This is a genomic window from Pseudoalteromonas sp. UBA6610 (assembly GCF_002433295.1).
In the GTDB taxonomy this organism is placed as follows: Bacteria; Pseudomonadota; Gammaproteobacteria; order Enterobacterales; family Alteromonadaceae; genus Pseudoalteromonas; species Pseudoalteromonas atlantica.
The window spans coordinates 1-657 of the sequence record NZ_DJHW01000034.1; the positions used below are offsets into that span (position 1 = coordinate 1).

General features: G+C 34.1%; 1 pseudogene. It reads left to right on the top strand.

Annotated features, from left to right (window positions below):
• Nucleotides 1-137: 137 nt before the first annotated feature.
• Nucleotides 138-657: pseudogene (locus B4F91_RS04970) on the top strand (phage integrase N-terminal SAM-like domain-containing protein); the annotation flags it as partial.

Genomic DNA, 657 nt, shown 5'->3' on the forward strand with positions numbered 1-657 from the left:
ACCTGTAAACAATTAGTTAACTGAAAATTATTTTTATTCAGTGCGAAAATACACCGAAATGGTGGAGAACAGTAATATTGGACAAAACAATATGCACTGTCTATATACACAGTTAAATTTTACTAGAGATTCATATCATGAAATCACCTTTTTTAACTATGATAGCCGAACAAATGTATCTAAAGTGTTATGCTAAAAGTACCATTAAAGCGTATTTATACTGGATAGCTTCGTTTATTCGTTTTAATTCTATGAGGCACCCAACAACGATGGGAGATAATGAGGTCGAACTTTTTTAAATCATTTAGTCAACCAACAAAATGTTGCTCCTAATACTCAAACACAAGCCTTAAATGCGTTGAGCTTTTTATTTAAAGAAGTGATTAAAAAGCCACTCTCATTATCATTAGGTTTTATTAAGAGCAAACGAGCAAGTAAACTACCGGTAGTTTTAACGCAGCAGGAAATAAATAATTTTTTTAAAGTGTGCTCTGCGAAGCATTATTTACCCTGTGGACTACTTTATGGCAGTGGTATGCGATTAATGGAGGTACTGCGTTTACGAGTACACGATATTGACTTTGACTATAACTGCATTCGAATTTGGGATGGCAAAGGAGGTAAAAATCGTGTTGTAACGCTTGCAGTAGAGCTCAT